At 54.6% G+C, this 13,918-nt stretch carries 17 protein-coding genes; 9 read left to right on the top strand and 8 right to left on the bottom strand.

The genetic code is table 11. The features are described 5' to 3' along the window. The first annotated feature begins 61 nt into the window (after window positions 1-61). Together RRF56_RS07195 and gshB are read left to right on the top strand one after the other, a co-directional pair. Window positions 62-667, top strand: a complete 606-nt coding sequence (locus RRF56_RS07195) for a Uma2 family endonuclease (protein WP_317036956.1) — start codon at window positions 62-64, stop codon at window positions 665-667. Between the two features lie 75 nt (window positions 668-742). Next, window positions 743-1,702, top strand: a complete 960-nt coding sequence (gshB, locus tag RRF56_RS07190; RefSeq protein WP_317036955.1) for a glutathione synthase — start codon at window positions 743-745, stop codon at window positions 1,700-1,702. A 2-nt stretch (window positions 1,703-1,704) separates the two neighbouring features. Here gshB and msrA read toward each other — a convergent pair whose 3' ends face one another. Then, window positions 1,705-2,160: a peptide-methionine (S)-S-oxide reductase MsrA gene (msrA, locus tag RRF56_RS07185; RefSeq protein ID WP_317036954.1), complete on the bottom strand. Its 456-nt coding sequence runs from the start codon at window positions 2,158-2,160 to the stop codon at window positions 1,705-1,707. Window positions 2,161-2,615: 455 nt separating this feature from the next. Here msrA and RRF56_RS07180 point away from each other — a divergent pair, with 455 nt between their 5' ends. Beyond that, entirely contained in the window at window positions 2,616-3,410 is a 795-nt protein-coding gene (locus RRF56_RS07180) for a hypothetical protein (protein ID WP_317036953.1), read from the top strand. 18 nt (window positions 3,411-3,428) lie between these two features. Here the strand turns inward: RRF56_RS07180 and RRF56_RS07175 are convergent, their stop codons facing one another. After that, a complete protein-coding gene (locus RRF56_RS07175; RefSeq protein WP_317036952.1) occupies window positions 3,429-3,653 on the bottom strand; it encodes a hypothetical protein in 225 nt (74 codons plus the stop codon). 232 nt (window positions 3,654-3,885) lie between these two features. Between RRF56_RS07175 and RRF56_RS07170 the strand changes: the two genes are divergently transcribed. Next, window positions 3,886-4,644, top strand: a complete 759-nt coding sequence (locus RRF56_RS07170; protein WP_317036951.1) for an IS5 family transposase — start codon at window positions 3,886-3,888, stop codon at window positions 4,642-4,644. 155 nt (window positions 4,645-4,799) lie between these two features. Here the strand turns inward: RRF56_RS07170 and RRF56_RS07165 are convergent, their stop codons facing one another. Both RRF56_RS07165 and RRF56_RS07160 read right to left on the bottom strand, forming a co-directional pair. Beyond that, complete coding sequence (locus RRF56_RS07165) at window positions 4,800-5,327, bottom strand: hypothetical protein (protein WP_317036950.1); 528 nt, start codon at window positions 5,325-5,327, stop codon at window positions 4,800-4,802. A 412-nt stretch (window positions 5,328-5,739) separates the two neighbouring features. After that, window positions 5,740-5,958, bottom strand: coding sequence for a helix-turn-helix transcriptional regulator (locus RRF56_RS07160; RefSeq protein WP_317036949.1), 219 nt, complete (start codon window positions 5,956-5,958; stop codon window positions 5,740-5,742). Between the two features lie 263 nt (window positions 5,959-6,221). On the opposite strand from RRF56_RS07160, the gene RRF56_RS07155 reads away from it, so the two are divergent. Then, window positions 6,222-6,380, top strand: a complete 159-nt coding sequence (locus RRF56_RS07155) for a hypothetical protein (protein ID WP_317036948.1) — start codon at window positions 6,222-6,224, stop codon at window positions 6,378-6,380. A 138-nt stretch (window positions 6,381-6,518) separates the two neighbouring features. Next, window positions 6,519-7,514: a ketol-acid reductoisomerase gene (gene ilvC, locus RRF56_RS07150; RefSeq protein WP_317036947.1), complete on the top strand. Its 996-nt coding sequence runs from the start codon at window positions 6,519-6,521 to the stop codon at window positions 7,512-7,514. Window positions 7,515-7,680: 166 nt separating this feature from the next. Here ilvC and RRF56_RS07145 read toward each other — a convergent pair whose 3' ends face one another. Further along, window positions 7,681-7,968, bottom strand: a complete 288-nt coding sequence (locus RRF56_RS07145) for a DUF427 domain-containing protein (RefSeq protein WP_317036946.1) — start codon at window positions 7,966-7,968, stop codon at window positions 7,681-7,683. A gap of 226 nt (window positions 7,969-8,194) precedes the next feature. On the opposite strand from RRF56_RS07145, the gene RRF56_RS07140 reads away from it, so the two are divergent. From RRF56_RS07140 to RRF56_RS07130, 3 genes are all read left to right on the top strand, one after another. Next, a complete protein-coding gene (locus tag RRF56_RS07140) occupies window positions 8,195-9,673 on the top strand; it encodes an aminotransferase class I/II-fold pyridoxal phosphate-dependent enzyme (RefSeq protein WP_317036945.1) in 1,479 nt (492 codons plus the stop codon). Window positions 9,674-9,821: 148 nt separating this feature from the next. After that, window positions 9,822-10,589 carry a hypothetical protein gene (locus tag RRF56_RS07135; protein WP_317036944.1) on the top strand — a complete coding sequence of 256 codons (768 nt, stop codon included), beginning with the start codon at window positions 9,822-9,824 and terminating at the stop codon, window positions 10,587-10,589. A 237-nt stretch (window positions 10,590-10,826) separates the two neighbouring features. Further along, the gene (locus tag RRF56_RS07130; RefSeq protein WP_317036943.1) at window positions 10,827-11,069 is read left to right on the top strand and encodes a hypothetical protein; all 243 of its coding nucleotides are present in this window, start codon (window positions 10,827-10,829) and stop codon (window positions 11,067-11,069) included. 4 nt (window positions 11,070-11,073) lie between these two features. Here RRF56_RS07130 and RRF56_RS07125 read toward each other — a convergent pair whose 3' ends face one another. The 3 genes from RRF56_RS07125 to RRF56_RS07115 form a co-directional block, all read right to left on the bottom strand. Continuing rightward, a complete protein-coding gene (locus RRF56_RS07125) occupies window positions 11,074-12,228 on the bottom strand; it encodes a beta-ketoacyl-ACP synthase (RefSeq protein WP_317038345.1) in 1,155 nt (384 codons plus the stop codon). Beyond that, window positions 12,221-12,952: a peptidylprolyl isomerase gene (locus RRF56_RS07120; protein ID WP_317036942.1), complete on the bottom strand. Its 732-nt coding sequence runs from the start codon at window positions 12,950-12,952 to the stop codon at window positions 12,221-12,223. Before RRF56_RS07120 ends, RRF56_RS07125 begins: the two co-directional genes overlap by 8 nt. A gap of 108 nt (window positions 12,953-13,060) precedes the next feature. Next, window positions 13,061-13,627, bottom strand: coding sequence for a photosystem I assembly protein Ycf4 (locus RRF56_RS07115; RefSeq protein ID WP_317036941.1), 567 nt, complete (start codon window positions 13,625-13,627; stop codon window positions 13,061-13,063). Window positions 13,628-13,918: the final 291 nt, after the last annotated feature.

Below are 13,918 nucleotides of genomic sequence, written 5' to 3'. Positions count from 1 at the left end.
GACAGAGCCTGTGAGAGCCTGTTGAGATCTACTTTAGAGGTGGACTCAACAGGCACTTGCCATGTTTTCAGGCCAGATCAAAACTCAGACCTCCACTCAGTCTCTGGTTTACGATGCCCCTGCCATGCCGCGACAGAGGCTGAGCCGCAAGCTACCCCGTAAGCCGTTGCCTCAACGCGATCGCAACATTTCCCTTACTCCGAGCTTGGCCGAACGCCTGAGGCAGGAGGTTGATAGCGACCTGGTTCGCACCCACGACCTGAGCATGCAGGTAAAAACTCTGCCCAACATTTCTCAAGCAGAGCGCGCTCCTGACCTGATGGTGCTCACCCCCGAATTGGCCGAAAGCCTCAAAGGTAGCGCCAGGTTGATTACCCTGGAGATGCCAAACCCACTGCTGGTGGTTGAAGTCGTCAGCCCCTACTCCAACCCCTGCGACGACAACTATCGACGCGACTACATTGAGAAGCGCCAGCAGTACGAGCAGCGCTCCGTTCCCGAATACTGGATTGTAGACCCCACCGCCGCCCAGATCACCGTGCTGGTCCAAGTACCCCACGATGGCTATCGGGGGCGATTGTTTCGAGGGCAACAACGGATCGAGTCATCGGGTTTTCCTACCTTAAGTTTGACCGTCGACGGGTTGTTTGCCCTGGGGGCTAAATAGCACCCCTTAGCTATGTCTCATGGTGAACCAGTGCGTGGGATGCTAGAACTCTATTTGGAGTATTGAGCATCCCCCGTGAAGATTGCATTCATTATCGACCCCATCCACCGCCTTGACCCCGGCCACGACACCAGCGTTGCCATGATGGAAGCGGCCCAGATTCGTGGCCACGAGGTTTGGATTATGGCCGCCAGTGCCCTAAGTGTGGTGGCAGGCAAGGCGCTGGCGCTGATGCACCCGGTTAAGCTGACTCCCGTGCAGCTTGTCGATGGGCTTTGGGCCGCTGCCACTCCCTGGTTTGAGCTGGGCGACGCGGTGCAGCGCCCCCTTGAAGATATGGATGCGGTGTTTATGCGCACCGACCCGCCCGTGACGGTGCCCTACCTCTATGCCACCTATATTCTCGACTATGTTGACCCAGCCAAAACTAAGGTGATCAATGCCCCCAGCGGGCTGCGGGCGGCAAACGAAAAAATGTATGCTCTGCAATTTACCGAGGCGATTCCCGAAACGATTGTCAGCCAGAGTAAGGCGGCGATTCGCGAGACGGTGGAGCGCTGGGGGGCGGCGGTGCTGAAGCCTCTAGGCGGCAAGGCGGGGGAAGGCATTTTGTTTTTGCAAGCAGGCGATCGCAACCTCAACTCTATGGTCGAGATCAGCACCCAGCAGGGCAGAGAGCCGGTGATGGTGCAGACCTACCTGCCCGCCGCTAAAGACGGCGACAAGCGCATTATTTTGCTCAACGGCGAACCGATTGGCGCGGTCAACCGCATTCCCACCGGCAGCGAGTTTCGCGGCAATATGGCGGTGGGGGGCCGGGTGGCCAAAGCCGACATCACCGATCGCGAACTCGATATTTGCCGCCAACTGGCCCCCACCCTGATTCGTGACGGGCTCTATTTTGTCGGTATCGATGTGATCGGCGGCTTTCTCACTGAGGTCAATGTCACCAGCCCCACCGGCATTCGCGAAGTCGATCGCCTCGACGATGTGCGCCTGGGTGATCAGGTGATCGCCTGGGTCGAGCAGGGGTAGGTTTAACCAAAGTATCGCTGGTGTTCTGCTGAGGCAAGCCAGTAGGCACTGGCGGGTTCGATCTGGGTGACGATGGGCTGGGGATAGTGGCCCGAGTCTTGCAGGGTGTTTTTGGCCAGGCGGGCGGCTTTGCCTTGCTCGGGGGTGTGGCAAAAAATTACCGAGCGGTACTGCTCGCCGCGATCGGCCCCCTGGCGGTTGAGGCTGGTGGGGTCGTGGATGCGCCAAAAGGTATCGAGCAGAGCGTCGTAGGAAATCTCGGCGGGGTCAAACTGCACCTGACAGACTTCGGCGTGGCCGGTGATGCGAGAGAGCACGTCGAGGTAGCAGGGGTTCTCGAAGTGGCCGCCCATGTAGCCGACGGAGGTGTCGATTACGCCGTCGAGTTTGCGAAAGGCGGCTTCTACGCCCCAAAAGCATCCGGCCCCAAAGGTGGCGAGTTCAGCAGTAGCGGTCATTGGTTTAGAATCTTTAAGAAAACGCCCTCTCTAATTGTAGGAAGACGTTACAGTCCTTGTCACAATTGCAGCGGGCCAGCGATCGCAGGGAGTTGTTAGCCCCAAAGCCAGCTATGGAAAATGCTATGGCCGTGATAAGCAGACGTTTGCAGTGAGTGCTTTTCAGTGCATCATTGCTCTAGGTGAAGAATCCCACGTTTACTAACTACTGTTGCTGGCGATATATAGCGGTTCTTACTCGGATGAGGTAGGGGGCATCGCTCTAAACCTAAAAACTGCAAGGCTTCTATGAGTGAAGCTGTACCTCATCCGTCCGGTAGCCGCTATAAATGTATTTGGGAAGCTGTTGTATGATAACTCTTAGAAAAATGGCTATATATCCTTTCACACAAGATAGTGCCAAACAAGATGAATTCACTTCCTAAAAGAAAAAATACTAAGAGAAACAGTCTAAAATGAGCGACAGAAATGAAGAAGATGTCCCAGAAAAGAACAGTTTTACCGAAAAAGCTATTCACTTCCTATATGGTCGTGAATTTTTAATTCCGCTAACACTTTCTGCTTTCTTTATCGTACTAGCATCCGGCACTCAACTTAATATTCTTGGATCTGAGATAAAGCCAGGAGAAAGTACTCTTGAAAAAGGGATACTATTGGCAGTAGCAATTGCCTGTCTTTTAGCAACTGCTTGGATGTTCACGAAGAATAAGCAGGGCTCTACTGAGTCTACAAGAAAACATCCTACAGCGTTTGATCAAGAAAGTCTTATTAGCGTTCAAGAGATCAAGGCTAAAAATAGCAACACAAACGTAGAACTCTTTCAAGGAATCGACAGAAACTTGAGGGGTATTGGGAATCAGAAGATTGTTGCCAGAAGCTTGTCTGAATGGCTGAATGCTAAAAAAGAAAAAGAAAGATGGGCCGAAAAAGCCACACTTATAACACTTTCAATGTACAGAGACTTTATACCCGTCAGCAAGGACAAGGAGATTCAGCAAGACATGGAGTCTTATCTTAATATAATTTGCCTGTCTTTAAAAACAGGCGAAAGGCCTCGATTGAGAAAGTCTCGAGCATTAGAAGAGAAAACGCCTTACGAAGGATTGCTCAATTTTTTGGAACAAGAAATATTGAAATCATACGATAGCTCAAATGAAATCGGTATTGTCTTACAAGATAATAAAGAAACCGCTCGAAGGTATCTAACTCACTTTATAAGCGAACTTAAGAACGATCTTAATCGACTGTAATTTTTTAAGGACATTCAGCTATGTAAAATCCTCATCACTTTCTATCTCAAATAGAATTTCCGAAATCTTATTAACTAGCTCAGGACTTTTATATGAAGCAACTCTTTTGACTAATTCCAGAAGGCGAGTTAGAAGCTCATATATCTCATCGTTGAAAATGAACTCGCCACGATCAATCTTTTCTGATAAAAAGCTGTTTATTTCTTCAATTTCAGTTGTTATTTCCTGGGCATTCATGTACATGTATTCTAGCTCCTTGCCTGAGGCTTGCATTTCAGTATTCAGTCGCCCAACAATGAATCCGGATAAAATAGGGCGTTTTCTGAAATACGGCTCACACAAGTCAAAATCTTGACCTGAGTAGCAAGAGGCTCGAAACCCACTTTCTAAGAGGGCGTTTGAGAAGTTAATTGGGCAGTAAAAAAGCTCACACGGTCTAGGCTGAGATTACTAAGATTACAGCCCCGTGAGAGCGATGAGTAAAGCCTACACCAGCAATTTGACTCGTGACCAGTTTGAGTTGATTGAGCCGCTACTGCCAGCGGCGAAGCCGGGAGGACGACCCCGAAGCGTTTGTCTGTGGGCCGTGCTCAATGCCATTTTCTATCTGGTGGCTCAAGGGTGTAGTTGGCGGGACTTGCCCGGCGACTTTCCGGCGTGGCAAACGGTGTACACCTACTACCGTAACTGGGTCAAAGACGGTACCTGGGATGCTCTCCATGACCGTCCCGAGAGCCCGTCGGAAGTGATTTTGGACAGTCAAAGCGTTGCCGCCGCACCGATGGTGCATCGCTCAGTGGGCGATGACGTGGCCAAAGCGACCAAAGGACGAAAGCGACATCTGGTGGTCGATACCCTGGGCTTGATGATGGCCGTTGTGGTCACCGCCGCTAGCGTTCCCGAACGAGCCGGAGGTCAACAGGCCCTGCAAAAGCTCCATCAGATGGGTGAACGGGCAGCACGGGTCTATCTAGTCTGGACCGACGGCGGGTATAGCGGCCCCATCTTTTTGCAATGGGTCATGGATACCTTGGGTTGGATTGTCCACGTCGTCTTGCGACCTCAAGAATCGAAGGGTTTTGTCTTGCTCAAAAAACGCTGGGTGGTCGAGCGCACCTTTGGCTGGTGGCGCTGGTCTCGTCGCCTGGTTCAGGATTATGAGCAGCTGCCTGAAAACGCCGAAGCGATGCTCCACATTGCCATGATTCGCATTATGCTCAGGCGCTTGGCCTAATTCGCTACACCCCTAACCCTTTTCAAACGCCCTCTAAGAAGTGCTCTAAATTGCATTCTTGAGTGAAAGCCGCAAAAGATCATCTACGACAACCCTTCCAACGTTTATCACCGATAGCTTGAGTGTTTAAATCAAAAACTAAACTGGTTGAGGGATTATATTGGCTGGTTTTGGCGCAGCAACTGGATTGGCACCCTTAATGACTCTTCAACATAGGGAGTTAAAGCCGTAGCGGCAGCGTTAACGCTTCTAAGTAAGAAAGACCAATATTTTGGACGATTAGCTTCGTCCAAAAGTAGAAAATTACGATACTCCAGCAAGGTATAGTACACATCAACCTGTTGAGATTCTGCCAACTTTTGAATGCAAGCATCACGTATGATTTCGTTATGCCCCTCCTTCATTCCAGTGATAAGAGCTGCTAATGCAGATTCACGTTCCCAAACATTATTTTCATGAAGATGCTTCGCAAGAATTTCTGGTATTGCAAAATCTAGATATTCATGATTATAGCTAGATGTCATGATCTGACTTATGGCCTCAAATGCTTCTTTAGAAGCATTTGAACAGAGCTTCTCAATTAAAGAAACTTGAATAGTTGCCATTTCATTGTAGTCAAAGTTTTTAGCTGCTTGATACTGGCAAACCAGATCCTGAACTAGCTTTTTTGAAGAGAAAAGCATAAAAGAGGTCCTTAAACTTCAAAATGATGTGGTAAAGCACCCTGAGTCCTTGCACAAGAGAAGTAATCTAGAAAATCCTAAGTATGTATCGCACTTGAGCACAAAGAACATTTGTACTATAGCTTATTTGTTCTTGGTTTCTTCTCTACAAGTGTTAAGAATCTGTAGAGTTCCTCGCGTCGGGTGTGTGAATGCCTTCTCAGCACTTGTCATGTAGGGCAGTGATTAACCGTCCAAACCCTGTGAGGCTTTGACTTTCAGTTGCCATCAATAACTGTGATCAACGGTCGTCGGCTGATCTTAGGAAGGACAGTTGTGGCTTGTTGAACTGTCCGTAACACTAACTGTTCTCGTTTGACAGACTCATCTCTTTAGATTCAATCGTTTGAGAGATGCTTCCCAACATGCAACTCTACTTCGTCGTAGCGATCGCTAACTCATCCAACGTACAGCTAAGAATCTCCAATAGCTTTTGAACCTGATAAACCGTCATTTTGGGCGGATTATCGCTGGTTTCCCATACGTAGACCGTTTTTTCGGTAATTCCTAGTGCATTTGCCACCTCGCGGCGGGTCAAACCTGCACGGGTACGCAAATCCATCAGCGTGGCTTGCTGACTTTGGCCAGACATACTATACTGCTCGGTAATTACCGCTCTGTATAGAAAGAACGGTATGGTTTCTCGATCGCCTTAAAGTTCTCTTCATGGCGACTCGATTCCACAGTGTCGCATTCTGCAATGAATTTCGCACCCTTCGGCAGTTTCTTGCGGCAAACGACCTCCGAGTTTTTTAAAAACTCGGAGGTCTGGATTCCCTCCATCACAGCGAAATCTATAACCTGCCACCCTCTAGCAACCCACCCAGCGCAGAGCCCGCCGACCCCCGCGAACCCGTGCGCGTCATGCTCATCGGCACCGCCACCAACATGGAGCTAGTCATCGCCCCTCTCCACAGCATCGGCTTCGCCGAACCCCGCGCCGGTCGTAAACCCCAGCTCGACCCCCTCACCGGCCAGCCCATGCGCATTCTCACCAAATGGATTCGTCGCTAGAGAGCTGGCTAATCTACCCAATGCCAATTGCCGCAGACCAGATCATGATTTGAGAGATTTTGGCTAGCCCCCTAAGTTTGGTAGAATCAAGAGCTTGCTAACAAAACACCGCAGCCCGTCAACTTCAAGGAGAACCCCATGGCCCGCATGTATTACGACAGTGACGCCAACTTAGACTTGCTCAACGGCAAAACCGTCGCCATTATCGGCTACGGCTCCCAGGGCCATGCCCACGCCCTCAACCTCAAAGACAGCGGCGTCAACGTGATTGTGGGTCTGTACGAAGGCAGCCGCTCCACCGCTAAGGCCGAGGCCGAAGGGCTGACCGTCAAGCCCGTCGCCGATGCCGTCAAGCTGGCCGACTGGATCATGATTTTGCTGCCCGACGAAGTGCAGCGCACCATCTATAAAGAGTCTATTGCCCCCAACCTCGAAGCGGGCAACGTGCTGCTATTTGCCCACGGCTTTAACATCAACTTTGGCCAGATTGTGCCCCCCGAAGATGTCGATGTGGTGATGGTGGCCCCCAAAGGCCCCGGTCACCTGGTGCGCCGCACCTACCAAGAGGGCCAGGGCGTGCCCTGCCTGTTTGCGGTGTATCAAGATGCTACGGGTCAAGCCCGCGATCGCGCCATGGCCTACGCCAAGGGCATCGGCGGCACCCGCGCCGGTATTCTCGAAACCACCTTTAGAGAAGAAACCGAGACTGACCTGTTTGGTGAGCAAGTGGTGCTCTGCGGCGGCCTCAGCGAGCTGATCAAAGCCGGATTCGAAACCCTGGTAAATGCGGGCTACCAGCCCGAGCTGGCTTACTTTGAGTGCCTGCACGAAGTCAAGCTAATTGTGGATCTGGTGGTCGAGGGCGGTCTAGCCAAAATGCGCGACAGCATCTCTAACACCGCTGAGTACGGCGACTACACCCGTGGCCCCCGCATCATCACCGACGAAACCCGTGCCGAAATGCGCAAGGTGCTGAAGGAAATTCAGACCGGCCAGTTTGCCCGCGAGTTTGTGCTCGAAAGCCAGTCGGGTAATGCCGGGTTTACCGCCATGCGCCGCCGCGAAGCCGAGCACCCGATTGAAGAGGTGGGTAAGGATCTGCGGGCCATGTTTAGCTGGCTGAAGAAAGCGTAGTAGTAGAGAGGTGAAGAGGTGAAGAAGTGAAGAAGTGAAGGGGTAAACCCGGCATTACCTCTTCACACCTTCACCTCTTCACGCCTTCACCTCTTCACGCCTTCACCTCTTCACGCCTTCACCTCTTCACGCCTTCACCTCTTCACGCCTTCACCTCTTCACCTCTTCACACTTCTACCTTCACCTTATTGCTGTAAAACGCCACGTAGCCCTTGATGTTGTTCGCAGCAGATTTGGGCTCGGCGTAGTACCAGGCGGCACCGGCATTGGTTTCGCCATTGACCACGATGTCGTAGTAGTTAGCGGTGCCTTTCCAGGGGCAGCCGGTGGTTTTGCTGATCGACTTAAAGTAGTCCATATTCAGCGAGTCGGGGGGGAAGTATTGGTTGCCTTCCACGACTTCGCAGGCGTCGCTCTCAGCCAGTACAACGCCGTTCCAGGTAGCTTTTGCCATGGGATATTCTCCAGATCTGCATCTCAGACTATAGCGAATCTGGCATGGGTAGCGCGGGCGGAGATCCCCCTGCCCCCTTAATGAGATCCCCCCTGCCTCCCTTTTTAAGGGGGTACATGATGGGTGTTTGACGGCGAAAAACCGGGGAATCAGGTTTTGCTTAAAGAACATCTCATCAAGAACGCAAAACGCTACACGGCCAGACCTGTCGATCCCTTGCGCAGCCATGCTCGATCAGTCGCAAACCCCTATTCTCTCGGCGTTGCAGGCCAGTAGCCAACGGCCCCATGCGGCGTTTTATGCGCCGGGGCACAAGCGGGGGCAGGGGGCATCCCTTCGGCTGAGAGAATTACTGGGGGAAGCCGCGCTGGCGGCGGATTTGCCCGAGCTGCCGGAGTTGGACAATCTGTTTGCCCCAGAGGGCGTCATTCTTGAGGCGCAAGAACTAGCTGCTGAGGCCTTTGGAGCCGATCGCACCTACTTTCTTGCCAATGGTTCGACCTGCGGCATTGAGGCGGCCATTCTCGCCACCTGCGGTCCGGGGGACAAAATTATCGTGCCGCGCAACGCCCATCGCTCGGTGGTGGCGGGGCTGGTGCTGGCGGGGGCCATGCCGGTGTTTGTGGCTCCAGAATACAGCTCAGACCTGGGTTTGGTGCTGGGGGTAAAGGCCGAAACGGTGGCCGCTGCCCTGGCCCACCACCCTGACACCCGCGCGGTGTTGCTGGTGTCGCCCACGTACCACGGGGTTTGCTCGGATGTGGGGGCGATCGCAGCCCTAGCCCATTCCCACGGCATTCCCCTCCTCATCGATGAGGCCCACGGCCCCCACTTCGCCTTTCACCCCGACCTGCCCACCCCGGCGCTGGCTCTGGGGGCTGACCTGGTAGTGCAGTCAACCCACAAGGTGCTGGGGGCGCTGAGCCAGGCGGCGATGCTCCACACGCGGGGAAACCGCCTGGCTCAGCCCCGTCTGCAAGCGGCCCTCCAGCTTACCCAATCCACCAGTCCCAATGCTTTATTGCTGGCGTCGCTCGATGCGGCCCGTCACCAAATGGCGACTGAGGGCAAGGCGCTACTGTCTAACACCCTAGATCTAGCCCAGCAACTGCGAAGGGAACTGGCGGCAATCCCCGGTTTGGGGGTGATGGACACGGCGGTGACCGCTTTCTCTAGCGTCAGCGATCTAGACTTGACCCGGCTGACGGTGGATGTGTCGGGCCTGGGGCTAACGGGGCTAGAGGCCGATGACATTCTCCACAACGAACTGGGCGTTACCGCTGAGCTACCGGAGCTGCGGCACCTGACGTTCATCGTCAGTCTGGGCAATGCTCTGGAGGATGTGCGGCATGGTATAGCAGGCTTTCAAACCCTGGCAGAGCAATCTGCTGGGCAATCTGCTGGACACCTGGCGGCCGTGAACACAGGGTGGCAACAACTCCCGATCGAACAAGATGTGTCCTTCACCCTGCCCGTGGTGTCGCCCCGCGAGGCGTTCTTTGCTGCGATCGAAACCGTTGGCGCTAGCGCTGCTCTGGGTCGCATTAGTGCCGATACGATTTCGGCCTACCCCCCTGGCATACCGGCTATTGTGGCGGGGGAACTGATTGGCGAAGCTGCGATCGCCAATCTCACTGTTATCAAACAGCAGGGCGGCTATGTGACCGGCGGCGATGCCCCAGAAAAATTCCGGGTCTTAGCCTGACTACGCGAATAATCTGCCCTTAGATAGTCTGATTGATCAAACGATCGACCTATGGTTGAAGATGCGATATTTAATCGATACTCAATATCAGCGACTGTATACTGAATACAGCCTCCGGTGATGGGCTTCTAAAGGACACTCGGGCATCATGGCTCTACAGGAATCGGTGACGGCAACTATCATCCGGCTGAAGGATCGACTCAATCGGCGGTTGGCGACAGCGGACGGACTGGGGGCACTGCTGGGCAAAGATGCCAGCCCCGATCTGCCCAGCCCCAGTGTCATCATTGAGTACATCGTGCCGAGCAACAAAAACTGGGCCTTTCGCAGCTGGCACCGCCGTATGGTGAAGACGGCCCAGCGATCGCAGGGGTTCTTGCGAGCCGACCGCTATCGTCCTCTGGCCGTGCAGAAGGGCTGCCTCAAGTGGTACACGGTGCTGCACTTTGAGCAGCCCGACCAGCTGCGGCAGTGGTTGCAGTCAAGCGATCGCGAGGCTCTACTCAAAGCTGGGCGCGACATTTTTATGTCCTACAAATTCACCTCCTTTGAGACCGGCATGCAGGGCTGGTTTAGTAACGAAGCCGGGGCCGAACTGAACGGGCTTGGCCCCCCGGCCTGGAAAGAAATTCTGGCGGTGGTGCTGGGCCTGTACCCGATCATCATGGTGCAGGGCTTTATTCTCGAGCGTCTGGGCCTGTTTGAAGACTGGGACCCCGCCAGCGCCATGCTGGCCAATAACCTGATTACCACCTGCGTCTTCACCCTGGTGGTGATGCCGCGCATTGTGCGGTGGCTCAATTTTTGGCTGCGGCCCGCCCACCGTCGCGCCTCTATGGGGGTAGAAGTGGTAGGCACCGTTGTCACCGTGCTGGCCATGGCGGCGATGGTCTATGTTTTTAATGAAATTGCCTAGGATCAAGGCTTGGTTTTGAAGGCTGATTGTGGAGTCGTCATCTTGGCTGTTCACCTTCTTGAGTCGGGATGAGCTGGATACCTGACGGCCAAAGCTGCCTCTGGTGGCGGAAGGCCCCAACATCGAGCTATCTGCAAACCCTTCGTGATCGCTGTAACAACTCTGGGCGGTACCTTGGGATACTATGGCGTGAATTTGCTCAAATTTTTCGTTATCCCCTAAAGGGCTTCAGATTCTATGGATTCTCTGTTTAATACTGTCGATTCTCAACTGGTGCTGCTTGTGGCGGCGATCGCCGTTGTGGTTTTAGCATCCCAGCTGTTCTTCAGAATCTTGAGCGTCGGGCTGGTCCCCCTCGCTGGCATGGTGGTAATTGTTGCCGCCCTGCAATACCTGTTTGGCATTCCCCCCAAGCAGCTTTGGTTTGAGGTCAGTCACCTGCCCCAGATGGCCATGAAGTTTTTTAGCAGCTTCGGCTAAACCGCTAGGGCTGCTTTCGCCCTAAAGCCAGCACCCCATTCTGACCCCCAAAGCCAAAGCTAAAGCACAGAGCCGCGTTCAACACTGTGGCAGTTGGTTCTATCACTAGGTTGGGATAAATACTCTTGCCGCGATCGCCCACATTCGGCGGCAGCACTCCGTGCCGCAGCGCCAGCAGACACAGCGCCGCACCGATCGCCCCCGAGGCTCCCAGCGTATGCCCCGTCGCTCCCTTAGTCGAACTCATCCACGGCAGCTGAGCAAACCCCGACTCGATCAGCCGTACCTCGTGGTCATCGTTGAGCTGGGTACCTGTGCCGTGGGCGTGAATATAGCCCACCTGATCCGGGTTTAGGCCGCTGTAATAGAGACAATTCTTTAGGGCCAAACGGCTACCCCTCAGCTCTGGGTCTGGGGCGGTGCGGTGGTAGGCGTCGGCACTCAACCCAGCCCCCAGAATGTGGCCATAGGGAGGTGGCCCCGATCGCGCCCGCCAAGCCGCCTCCGATTCCAGCACCAGCACCGCTGCCCCTTCCCCCAGTGCCAGCCCTTCTCGCTCTGGGTCAAAGGGATAGCAGCCCGTGGTGGCTAGCGCCCCTAGCTGCTCAAAGCCCGCCAGGGTGAGCGGTGTAATGGGCGCTTCGGCGGCACCGACAATGGCGCGATCGCACTGCCCCCGCCGCACCAATTCGTAGCCCTGAAAGATTGCTGTCAGCCCCGTGGCACAGGCCGCCATCGGAGCCAGCACCGGACCGAGGGATTGGATCTGGCGGGCAACGGCGATCGCCCCCATATGGGGCAACGACTCCAGCCAAGGATTCCCGGCCCAGTCGGGCTGACGGGCCATACGCTCCCAGCGACTTTGAAAGCTGCGGCTAGAGCCAATCACCACGCCACAGTCTGGCAGAGGTAGATCTAAGTGGGCATCGGCGATCGCCTCGGCCACCGCCAACCCCAGCAAATCCTCCAAATCGGCGGGCGCATTGCCCACCATGGCCAAAGGGCGAGGCGGTAGCTCCGAGAACGGCTGCCCCATATGAATGCCCGATTTCCCCGCCAGCAAACCCTCCCAGGTCGAAGCTGCTGTAGTACCCAGGGCTGTGACCAACCCCAATCCGCTGACAACAACCCGCTGCCCCTTGAGGTTCTGCCTACTCAGTCCTGAGATTCTCCAGCCCGTCGATTACCCGCGCTGACTCGATGCGATCGCCCTGTTGAATGGCATCCACTACATCCATGCCGCTGGTGACGTAGCCAAACACCGCATAGCTGCCGTCCAAAAAGGGCAGCTCCGCCAGGGTGATATAGAACTGAGCCGAGGCCGAGTCTACCGCCTGCGATCGCGCCATCGCCACCGCGCCGCGCGTGTGGGGCAATTCAGGGGTTTCTGCAATCCGAGCCTCTTCAAAGGTCTGGCTATAGATCGGTTCTGCTGCCCCAGCAGGCTTAATTTCTAACGGCACGTAGCGAGGGGCCTGGGTGTCAGGATCGACAAAGCTGCCGGTCCCCAGCTGTTGGGCGGGCACATTGGGGTCTTTGCTCTGGGGGTCGCCGCCCTGGGCCACAAAAGGCTGGGGGTCGCGCACCACCCGGTGAAACACCAGGTCGTCGTACACACCCCGATTGACCAAGTCCACAAAGTTACCGGCGGTAATAGGGGCATTGGCACCGTCTAGCTCCATCACAATCGGGCTGCCGTTCACCACCATTTCCACCGTGGCGGTGCCGTCTAACACCGGCAGACCAGATGGAGCTGCCGCTACGTCTGCCACCCCAGGGGCCGGGGACGCATCGCCAGTCGGTGTTTCCAGATTGGCGGAATTGGTGCAGGCACCCAGCCAGAGGGTGAGTGCAGCCGCCAGGGCCAGGGTAAAAGGGCGCATAGAGAGAGCCATCAGTAGATCGATTCCTAAGAGTTCAACCGACCCCCCATGTTATCTCACGGCATTGGCAACGGGGGGAGGGCTATCGAGTTCTGGGAGAGCAAACGCCTACAGCCCTTCTAAGGGCACCTGCAAAAACCGCGCCAGTTCAGCCCCCTGATTCTCTAGGTCAGCTAGCGGAATCGGCTGCCCAACACGGGTTAGAGGAATATCGGGCCGCCCTTTAATCCGCAGGTAGAGGGTACGTTTGGGATTGAGCCCTTCCTTGATGGCTACCCGAACTGCCGTCACTTCTTGTAGAGGATGCTCGATTTCAATCAGACGATTTTCGCCCCAAAACCCGTGGCGCACGATCTGAAGTCGATTGCTGTCTTTATCAAAACTGTTGTAGCCACCACCTACGTTCAGGGCAATCACCACCCACAGAAAGGTCGCTAGCCCGATCGCGACTACCCCGTAAAAGCCCATGGCAATTCCTTGGGGAATAAACACCAGCTGGGTGGGGTCGGCAAAGGGCAGCAGATTTTTTTTCAGGTAGCTAGAGGCTCCGGCCAGGGCAAAGCCTAGCCCACCCAGGGTTAGCACCGTAGCCCAGAAAATATTGCTCAGGCGACGGGCTCCCAGCACAGTGCGCTGCAAAAGCTGAGGTTGAGTCGAAGAAATGGAGGCGGTCATAGATATTAACGAGGGAAATTATTGACAAATGCTAAGGAAAAGCAGTCAGCTGGCCGGGGCAGACATCAAATTTGGGTCGCGTTGGGAAGCACTGGTTCTCATCAAACCCTACCCTTAACCAACCCCAGCCGTCGTTATATGTACAACGGGTAGATCTAGTCTAAACCCCAGCGGCCCTCCGTCGATCAGGGCACCGGCGCTTTACCCCGGTCGCCAGGGCAAAGGCTCGAACGATTAGCCTGAGAATTTACATGTCAGATTGTAAAAATTTAGAACACTCCTTATCATAAA

Origin of the sequence: Nodosilinea sp. E11 (assembly GCF_032813545.1) — a bacterium.
Classification (GTDB): Bacteria; Cyanobacteriota; Cyanobacteriia; order Phormidesmidales; family Phormidesmidaceae; genus Nodosilinea.
The sequence above is the reverse complement of the archived record's forward strand: the minus strand, read 5'-3'. Positions and strand labels throughout refer to the sequence as shown.

Bases quoted from the DNA above. Each gene is read 5' to 3' on its own strand.
- RRF56_RS07195 (WP_317036956.1), top strand. From the start codon at position 62: ATGTTTTCAGGCCAGATCAAAACTCAGACCTCCACTCAGTCTCTGGTT.
- msrA (WP_317036954.1), bottom strand. From the start codon at position 2,160: ATGACCGCTACTGCTGAACTCGCCACCTTTGGGGCCGGATGCTTTTGG.
- RRF56_RS07180 (WP_317036953.1), top strand. From the start codon at position 2,616: ATGAGCGACAGAAATGAAGAAGATGTCCCAGAAAAGAACAGTTTTACC.
- RRF56_RS07175 (WP_317036952.1), bottom strand. From the start codon at position 3,653: ATGTACATGAATGCCCAGGAAATAACAACTGAAATTGAAGAAATAAAC.
- RRF56_RS07170 (WP_317036951.1), top strand. From the start codon at position 3,886: ATGAGTAAAGCCTACACCAGCAATTTGACTCGTGACCAGTTTGAGTTG.
- RRF56_RS07165 (WP_317036950.1), bottom strand. From the start codon at position 5,327: ATGCTTTTCTCTTCAAAAAAGCTAGTTCAGGATCTGGTTTGCCAGTAT.
- RRF56_RS07160 (WP_317036949.1), bottom strand. From the start codon at position 5,958: ATGTCTGGCCAAAGTCAGCAAGCCACGCTGATGGATTTGCGTACCCGT.
- ilvC (WP_317036947.1), top strand. From the start codon at position 6,519: ATGGCCCGCATGTATTACGACAGTGACGCCAACTTAGACTTGCTCAAC.
- RRF56_RS07145 (WP_317036946.1), bottom strand. From the start codon at position 7,968: ATGGCAAAAGCTACCTGGAACGGCGTTGTACTGGCTGAGAGCGACGCC.
- RRF56_RS07140 (WP_317036945.1), top strand. From the start codon at position 8,195: ATGCTCGATCAGTCGCAAACCCCTATTCTCTCGGCGTTGCAGGCCAGT.
- RRF56_RS07135 (WP_317036944.1), top strand. From the start codon at position 9,822: ATGGCTCTACAGGAATCGGTGACGGCAACTATCATCCGGCTGAAGGAT.
- RRF56_RS07130 (WP_317036943.1), top strand. From the start codon at position 10,827: ATGGATTCTCTGTTTAATACTGTCGATTCTCAACTGGTGCTGCTTGTG.
- RRF56_RS07120 (WP_317036942.1), bottom strand. From the start codon at position 12,952: ATGCGCCCTTTTACCCTGGCCCTGGCGGCTGCACTCACCCTCTGGCTG.
- RRF56_RS07115 (WP_317036941.1), bottom strand. From the start codon at position 13,627: ATGACCGCCTCCATTTCTTCGACTCAACCTCAGCTTTTGCAGCGCACT.